This is a genomic window from Streptomyces sp. NPDC020362, assembly GCF_040642095.1.
Classification (GTDB): Bacteria; Actinomycetota; Actinomycetes; order Streptomycetales; family Streptomycetaceae; genus Streptomyces.
This window is the reverse complement of sequence record NZ_JBFAET010000106.1, coordinates 23,813-31,869: the sequence shown is the minus strand read 5'-3', so window position 1 is coordinate 31,869 and position 8,057 is coordinate 23,813. Positions and strand designations below refer to the sequence as shown.

Sequence of the window (8,057 nt, the reverse complement as noted above, 5' to 3'; positions counted from 1 at the left end):
CGACACCGGCGTCCCGGGGGTGGCGGGGTTGCCGCCGTTACACGCTGACCTCGGGTGCGGTGATGGCCGCGCGGCCTTCACCGCACGGGAGGACTGCGCCGTGGTCAAGCCCAGCCGACGTTCACCACGCCTGTGGCCGGTGCTCCACGGGACGACCGTGCCCGCCGGCGCGGCATCGCCGTCACCGGGACACCGCGCACCGCGGCGTCAGGTCGCGTTGGAGGCGTTCTGGCCCAGGGCGACCGCTATCGTCTCGCCGGTGATGAAGCGGGCCTCGTCGGAGCAGAGGAAGGCCATGGTGTTGGAGATGTCCTCGCACTCGGCCCATGCCTCGGGGATGGTGTTGAACTCGCGGAAGGCCTGGACGACTTCCTCCCGGCTCGGATTGTCCAGGTGCGGCAGGAACAGCTTGTATGCGCTCGGGTTGTTGATCATCGGGGTGTCCACCGCTCCCGTGCACACCACATTGGCCGTGATTCCGTAGCGGCCGACCTCGGTGGCCACCGACTTGACCAGTCCGATGAGCCCCCACTTGGTCGCCGCGTAGTGTCCGACGTTCGCCATGCCCATCTTGCCGGCCATCGACGAGGTCGCGACGATCCGGCCCCGGCGCCGCTCGATCATGCCGGGAAGCACGGCACGGATGGAGTGGAACGCCCCGGTCAGGTTGACGTCCACCATGTCCTGCCAGGTCCGGTCGGACATCTCCGCGATCGTCGAGAACGAGAACACCCCGGCGTTGGCGAGCAGGAAGTCGACACCTCCCAGCTCCTCCTCGACCTGGCCGACAAAGCTGCCGAGCCGTCGGGCGTCGCGCACGTCGACCCTGCCGGAGACACACCTGCGGCCCAGGTTCTCCACCAGCTTGACGGTCTCGTCCAGGTCGTCGGTGCCCGGCATCGTGTACGGCACGGAGCCCACCTGCGCGGCGACGTCGAGGACGGCCACGTCGGCTCCTTCGCGGGCGAACCTGACCGCGTGGGAACGCCCCTGGCCCCGGGCCGCGCCGGTGACGAGCACCACCTTGCCGTCGAACTTGCCCATCGCTTTCCTCCGCGTCGTGAGTGGGTCGGCGTCCTGCCACCATCGGGGTTCGGGATCGGCTCCGGCTCGAGCGGTGCTCGGCCAGGCCCGCGGCACCGCTCTCCAGCGACCGCCGAGCCCGATCCGAGCCGGGTGGGGCATGAATGAAGGCCGTCGTCGTTGGCCAGGTGTGAAGGAGCGTCATGACCGGCGTGTTTGCGAAAATTCCGAAGACGGCCCGTGAGGTGCGGCTGGCCAGGCATCTGGAAGGTGACCTCACTCCCCAGCACTTCGATGTCGTGGAGGTCGAGGTACCCGAGCCGGCCTCGGGTGAGGTGCTGGTCCGTACCGACTACCTGCCACTGGCCGCCGCCTACCAGGACCTCATGAGGACCGACTGCCAACTCCCTCTGCCCCCGTTCCAGGTGGGTCACCGGCTGGGCGGCGGTGCGCTCGGCACGGTCGTGCGGTCGGCGAGCGACGATCTGGCCGTCGGCGATGTCGTGCAGTCCTTCACGGGTTGGGGAGAGTACGCCTCCGGTCCCGCGAACATCTTCGTCAAGGTCGACCCGGGGCTGTTCCCGAGCCCCGTGTACTTCCTGAGTCAAGGTCCCACCGCGTACTACGGCATGGCCACCCTCGCCCAGGCCTCAGAGGGCGACGTGGTCTTCGTGTCCGGTGCGGCGGGCGGCGTGGGCTCCCTCGCCGGCCAGATCGCGAAATGCCTCGGTGCCGCCAAGGTGATCGGCAGTGCGGGCAGCAGCGCCAAGGTGGACTACCTGGTGAACGAGCTGGGTTTCGACGCCGCGTTCGACTACCACGAGGGTCCCGTCGTCGAACAGCTGAGGAAGCTGGCTCCCGACGGCATCGACGTGTTCTTCGACAACGTCGGGGGCGAGCAGTTCGAGGCCGCCGTCGAGGTGGCGGCGCCGCATGCGCGCTTCGCCCTGTGCGGAGCGCTGTCGGCGCAGAACGGGCGCGGGGCCGCACCGCGGTTCGACCTCATGACGGCCATCACCAAGCACCTGACGCTGCGGCCGTTCGCCTGCTACCACACCCCGGAGCAGATTCTGGGCTGGCTGGAACACTTCACCAAGTGGGTCGCCGAGGACCGGTTCGTCTTCCCGCACACGCTGGTCGAGGGCGGTATCGAGGCGGCGCCCTCCGGTCTGATCGCGCTCCTGAAGGGCGCGTACCGGGGCAACGTGGCGGTACGGATCTCAGCCGTCTGACCGGTGAGCCGTGATGTCGACCGGTGCGCGGTAGGCGCACCGGTCGACTGCGTCGTACACCGTGGAGATGCCGGTGCTGGTGAACGTGTCACCCCGCCCGAGGGCGTGCTGGTCGATGTCCACCCATCCGATGTAGGCGCCGTGCGGGTCGAACAGCGGCTCCGTGATCCGGTACGAGAAGGAGTCCGGTCCGGTGGGGGTCCAGGTGCCCGCGCCCACCCCGCCGGATATGAGCAGCGCGCGGCCGTCGGCGGTGAAGCGCAGGGTGCTCAGCGACGTTTCGCTGGGACGCGCGACCTGTGCCGTCCAGGTGCCCGCCACGTCGGGAGGTGTCAGCATGGCGCGCAGCATCGGGGGCTCGGCTCGAAGCTCTCTCGACCGGGGGCGGACCCGGCGCGTTGCCGTCCTTCCCCGCCGGCCCGCGGCCCGCCGGGAAGTGGCCGGCCGAGCGGCTGGACACCGCTGCCCGGCCGCGAGCAACCGTTGTGCACCGCCCGGTACTTGGACCCGACCGACGAAGACGCCGGCTCGCGGCGTCGGGCCGCGGGCCGGCGTCCAGGCACCTGGTGCCGCTTCGTCAGCGCAGATCCCTGAAGAACTCCGTGAGCTCGTACACCAGGGCCTCGGGGCACTCCAGGGCCGGGAAGTGACCGCCGCTCTCGTGGTCCGTCCAGCGGCGCACATCGGTGAAGCGCCCCTCCACCCAGGGCCGCGGCATACGGCCGTCCTTGGGGAAGTTGGAGATCGCCGCGGGCACGGTAACCGGGGCGAGCGCGAGTTTGTTGTGGCTCTCCCAGTAGATGCGGGCGGACGAGGCTGCGGTCGCGGCGAACCAGCCCACCGAGGCCATGTCGAGCAGGCGCTCCCGGGTGATCACCTTCTCCAGGTCGCCGTCGTGATCGCTCCAGGCCCAGTACTTCTCGGCCATCCATGCCAGTTGACCCGCCGGCGAGTCGGCGAGCCCGTATCCGAGGGTCTGCGGGCGGGTGGCCTGGATGACCGAGTAGCCGCCCTCCTGCTGCTGGAACTCCTTCATCGCGGCCAGGCCCCGCAGATCGCGCTCGGAGAGCTCCACCTGTTCCTGCGGCGGCCGGGCGAACGGCATCGTCAGGTGGATACCGGCCAGCGAGCCGCGGTCGTTCTCGCCCATGACGGCGGTGATGAACGAACCCCAGTCCACCCCGTGGGCGGCATAGCGCCGGTAGCCGAGCCGTTCCATCAGCTGCGCCCAGGCGGCCGCCGTGCGTTCGGCGGTCCACCCGGCGGCGGTCGGCTTGTCGCTGAAGCCGAAGCCCGGCAGCGAGGGGCAGACGACATGGAAGGCGTCGGCCGGATCGGGCGGATCCGTCAGCAGACCGATGAGGTCCTGGAACTCCGCCACCGAACCGGGCCAGCCGTGGCTGACGAGCAGGGGCAGGGCATCGGGGTGCCGGGAGCGGGCGTGCAGGAAGTGGATGCCGAGCCCGTCGATCTCGGTCCGGAACTGGGGAATCGCGTTGAGCCGGGCCTCGGCGGCGCGCCAGTCGTAGTCGTGCGCCCAGTGGGCACACAGTTCCCGCATGAGGGACAACGGCATGCCCTGGGCGTGGCCGGGCACGGTCTCCGCCTCCGGCCAGCGGGTCCTGGACAGCCGATGCCTGAGATCGGTGACGTCCGCCTCGGGTATGTCGATACGAAAGGGCGTGAGTGCCGCGCTCATCGGAGAGTCCCTTCGGCGCTGTTCCGGCATCGGTCGCCAGAGGCTAGGAGCGGCGGCTGCACGGCGGCTCGACTCCGGGTCGAGACGGCCGCTCCCGGCGGCGGGACCCGTGGCCGCGCACGGCTCCGGCCCGCCCGCCGGACCATCGGGGCTCGTGGCCGTCCCCAGCAGGAATTGAGCGGCCCCCGACTTTCGCGGCACATGCTCCGGCCCATGACGCACCTGTGACCTACCGAGGAGGATCCTGATGAAGGCGCTTGCCCTGGCGGGTGGGCTGGGCAGCCGGCTGCGTCCGCTGAGTCACTCCATGCCGAAGCAGCTGATCCCCATCGCCAACAAGCCGGTACTCGTCCATGTCCTGGAGAATCTGCGGGACCTGGGCGTCACCCAGGTCGGTGTGGTGGTCGGAGACCGCGGGCAGGAGATCTCGGCGGCCCTCGGCGAGCGTGCGGTGCCGGGCATCGAGATCACCTACATCCAGCAGGACAGGCCGCTCGGTCTCGCCCACTGCATCGCGATCGCGCGCGACTTCCTCGGCGACGACGACTTCGTCATGTATCTCGGGGACAACATGCTGGTCGACGGCGTACGGGACATCGCCGCGGAGTTCGCGCAGAAGCGTCCGGCGGCCCAGATCGTCGTCCACAAGGTCCCGGACCCGCGGGCGTTCGGCGTCGCGGAGCTCGACGAGGACAGCCGGGTGATCCGTCTCGTCGAGAAGCCCCGGCACCCGCGCAGCGACCTCGCGGTGATCGGCGTGTACTTCTTCACCTCGGCCGTCCATGACGCAGTGGCCGCCATCGAGCCGAGCCTGCGGGGCGAGCTGGAAGTCACCGACGCGTTGCAGTGGATGGTGGACCAGGGGGCCGAGGTGGTGGCGCGGACCTACGCGGGCTACTGGAAGGACACCGGCAAGGTCGAGGACATGCTCGACTGCAATCGCGAGCTCCTGGACCGCGTGCAGCGCTGCGTGCGGGGTGAAGTGGACGACGAGAGCGAGGTGTTCGGCCCTGTGGTGATCGAGGAGGGTGCGCGTGTCGTCCGCTCGCGCATCGTCGGCCCCGCGGTCATCGGGGCCGGATCCCTGGTGGAGGACAGCTCTGTGGGTCCGCACACGGCCGTGGGACGCGACTGTGTCCTCCTTTCTGCGGGAGTGCACTACTCCATCGTGCTGAACGGTGCGACCGTGCAGCGGGTCGGCGGTCTGCACAGCTCGGTCATCGGGCGGGACGCCACGGTCGCCTCGGCGGTGATCGCCGAGTGCGGTCGCCTCGTGGTCGGTGACCACTCCGTGGTGGAGGTCACCACGTGATACGCCCCCTCCGACCGGAGTAGGGTGCCCGGTTCGTGTGACGGGACACCGCCGACGGGTCTCGAGGAACACCTGAGGAAAGGATTCCGGTCAGTGGCGACGGGAGACGCGGAGGTACTGGACCGGCGGGCGCTCAACCGGGCGCTCCTCGCCCGGCAGTTGCTGACCCGGAGGGCGGAGCTGTCGGCAACGGAGGCCGTGGGCCATCTCGTCGGCATGCAGGCCCAGGTGCCCAACCCGCCCTACATCGGGCTGTGGACCCGGTTGGCCGGCTTTCGCATCGAGGATCTCGCCAGGGCGGTCAGGGACCGTGCGGTGGTGCGCCTGGTCCTGATGCGCGGCACGATCCACCTGGTCACGGCCGAGGACTGCCGGTGTCTGCGGCCCGTGCTGCAGCCGTCGCTGGAGCGGGCCCTGAACGGTGCCTTCGGCCGCAGACTGACCGGCCTCGACCTGTCCGCGGTGGCTGCCCTCGGCAGGGAGCTGGTCGAGGCGGAGCCGGCCACCCTGGGCGGGCTCGGCAGGCTGCTGGCCGAGCGCTGGCCGGACCGGGACGCCTTCGCGCTGGCCAATGCGGTGCGCAATCTGGTGCCGCTGGTGCAGGTTCCGCCGCGCGGACTGTGGGGCGAGAGCGGGCAGGCGGTGCACACCACGGCCGAGTCCTGGCTGGGCCGGGCGACGGCCGTGGACGCGACGCCGGACACCATGGTCGAGCGCTACCTCGCGGCCTTCGGCCCGGCGTCGGTCAAGGACGTGCAGATCTGGTCCGGCATGACCCGCCTCGCCGAGTCCATGCGCCGGCTCCGGCCCCTGCTGCGCACCTTCCGCAGCGAGAGCGGCGTCGAGCTGTTCGACCTGCCGGATGCTCCTAGGCCGGACGGGGACGTTCCCGTGCCGGTCCGGTACCTGCCCGAGTTCGACAACGTCCTGCTGTCGCACGCCGATCGCAGCCGCATCATCTCCGCCGATCACCGAAAGCCGGTCTTCACCACGAACGGGCTGATCAAGTCCACGTTCCTGGTCGACGGGTTCGTGCGCGGGCTGTGGCGCATCGAGCGGCGCCGGGACACCGCGACGCTGGTCGTCGAGGCGTTCGGCCGTCCGCTGGCGAAGAAGGACCGTACGGCGCTGGCCCAGGAGGGGACCCGGCTGCTGGCGTTCGCCGCGGCCGACGCGGCGGCCCACGACGTCCTCTTCGCCTGACCCCTTCGGAAGCGCCGGCCGGGGTCGTGCCGCGGTCCGCGCCGACGGCCCCGCCGGCCGCCGCCGCGACCTGCGCCGGGCACCGCTGAAGGCGGGCTCGGAGCGAGCCCGCCCCCAGGCCCGCCTTCGGACGCGGCGCGGGCGGTCCGGCTCAGTCGTGGTCCGCGGGGACGTCCGGGCGGGGGGTACGGGACGGGCAGACGGCCCGGCGCGACGGCAGCTCTCCGTCCACCAGATAGCGGTGCACCACGGCGTCGACGTACGGGTTGCCGCCGAGCACATAGACCTCGTGCTCCCCCGAGTCCTCGACCGTGAGGAGATGGTGGCCCAGGCGCTCGGCCATGGCGACGCCCCCCGCGTAGTGGTCCATCGGGTCGCCGTCCGCCTGGACCACCAGCCCCACCGGATAGCCGTCGCGGGCCGGTACGACCGGGGCTTCGGGAGCCTCGAAGGCCCGGAAGGCGCCTACCCAGGGCTGGGCCCTGAGGACCCCGTAGCCGTACGGGAAGCGCTTACGGAAGTCACGCATGTCCTGGTAGTAGACCTCCAGGTCGGCGGGCCACCGGTGCTCCAGGGTGATGGCTTCCAGGACACCGACGCGCAGATCGCCCTCGCTGTCGGCCGGGCGCCAGGTGCCCTGTTGCGCCAGCAGCCCCCGGCAGGTCTCGGCGTCGTCGAGGGAACTCTGCAGGCGTGCCACGAGGAGGGCGAGTTCCGCCCACTGTCCGCGGTCCGCGGCGCGGTTGCCCACGGCGCCGTCGAACAGGGTGCGCAGCTGCGGGTCGCCGCTTTCCAGCGTCTCCAGGCCCTGGGCCACCTCCTCGACCGCACCGAGCACATGGGCCGGGAAGTGGCCGAGCCGGAACGCCCCGTCCCGGTCGGCCGTCCAGCGGGCCCAGTGGTCGACGTTGCGCTGCACCGCGTCGCCCTGCCAGAGGAACTGTTCGCGCCAGGTCCAGTCGGGGTGGACGCAGGAGTCGAGGACGCTGCGGTCCAGGCGCCCGGGAAACAGCGTGCCGTACACCGCACCGACGTAGGCTCCGTACGCGTATCCCACGAAGTTCAGCCGGTCCTCGCCGAGCACGGCGCGGATCACGTCCATGTCGCGGGCCGTGTTCGGCGTGCTGATGTGGCGCCGCAGCTCTCCGCCGGCCCGCGCACATGCTTCCTCGCGCAGCCGCATGTCCTCGGCGAGGAGCTCGAAGGCCGAGTCCGGCGGGCGCGAGTCGAACGGCGCCCTGGGGACGGTCACCTCGGCCAGGAGGTTGGTCGAATCGCCGGTGCCCCGGGGGTCGAACCCGATGAGGTCGTACACCTCCTGCAGCGGGGTGTCGGCGAACTTGCCGGGCAGTGCCCGGCCCAGCCCCCAGTCCCCGCCCGGACCGCCGTTGACCCCCAGCAGAATGCCGCGCCGCCGCGCGGGCACGGTGGCCCGGCGGCGGCTGAGGGCGAGGGTGAGCCGTTCTCCGTCCGGCTCGGCGTAGTCGCGCGGTACCTCGATCGTCGTGTATTCCAGTCGGTCGTCGTCGGGTGCCGGCGACCACTGCGGTCGCTGGGCGTGGAAGTCGAATACCACCGCGAACCTCCC

At 71.0% G+C, this 8,057-nt stretch carries 7 protein-coding genes; 3 read left to right on the top strand and 4 right to left on the bottom strand.

The window, feature by feature from the left end; genetic code table 11:
- Positions 1 to 207: 207 nt before the first annotated feature.
- Positions 208 to 1,044 (bottom strand): mycofactocin-coupled SDR family oxidoreductase, encoded by an 837-nt coding sequence (locus AB0H32_RS30000; RefSeq protein WP_361126711.1) that lies wholly within the window; start codon positions 1,042 to 1,044, stop codon positions 208 to 210.
- Positions 1,045 to 1,226: 182 nt separating this feature from the next.
- Here AB0H32_RS30000 and AB0H32_RS29995 point away from each other — a divergent pair, with 182 nt between their 5' ends.
- Positions 1,227 to 2,255, top strand: a complete 1,029-nt coding sequence (locus AB0H32_RS29995) for an NADP-dependent oxidoreductase (RefSeq protein ID WP_361126708.1) — start codon at positions 1,227 to 1,229, stop codon at positions 2,253 to 2,255.
- Here AB0H32_RS29995 and AB0H32_RS29990 read toward each other — a convergent pair.
- Positions 2,244 to 2,594 (bottom strand): hypothetical protein, encoded by a 351-nt coding sequence (locus tag AB0H32_RS29990; RefSeq protein ID WP_361126705.1) that lies wholly within the window; start codon positions 2,592 to 2,594, stop codon positions 2,244 to 2,246. The two genes, AB0H32_RS29995 and AB0H32_RS29990, sit on opposite strands and share 12 nt — an antisense overlap.
- A gap of 238 nt (positions 2,595 to 2,832) precedes the next feature.
- Positions 2,833 to 3,954, bottom strand: coding sequence for an epoxide hydrolase family protein (locus AB0H32_RS29985; RefSeq protein WP_361126702.1), 1,122 nt, complete (start codon positions 3,952 to 3,954; stop codon positions 2,833 to 2,835).
- Between the two features lie 247 nt (positions 3,955 to 4,201).
- Between AB0H32_RS29985 and AB0H32_RS29980 the strand changes: the two genes are divergently transcribed.
- Positions 4,202 to 5,266, top strand: coding sequence for a glucose-1-phosphate thymidylyltransferase (locus AB0H32_RS29980; protein WP_361126699.1), 1,065 nt, complete (start codon positions 4,202 to 4,204; stop codon positions 5,264 to 5,266).
- Between the two features lie 93 nt (positions 5,267 to 5,359).
- On the top strand, positions 5,360 to 6,469 hold the full coding sequence (locus AB0H32_RS29975; RefSeq protein WP_361126696.1) for a winged helix DNA-binding domain-containing protein: 1,110 nt from the start codon (positions 5,360 to 5,362) through the stop codon (positions 6,467 to 6,469).
- A 151-nt stretch (positions 6,470 to 6,620) separates the two neighbouring features.
- Here AB0H32_RS29975 and AB0H32_RS29970 read toward each other — a convergent pair whose 3' ends face one another.
- Complete coding sequence (locus tag AB0H32_RS29970) at positions 6,621 to 8,045, bottom strand: alpha/beta fold hydrolase (protein ID WP_361126693.1); 1,425 nt, start codon at positions 8,043 to 8,045, stop codon at positions 6,621 to 6,623.
- Positions 8,046 to 8,057 lie beyond the last annotated feature (12 nt).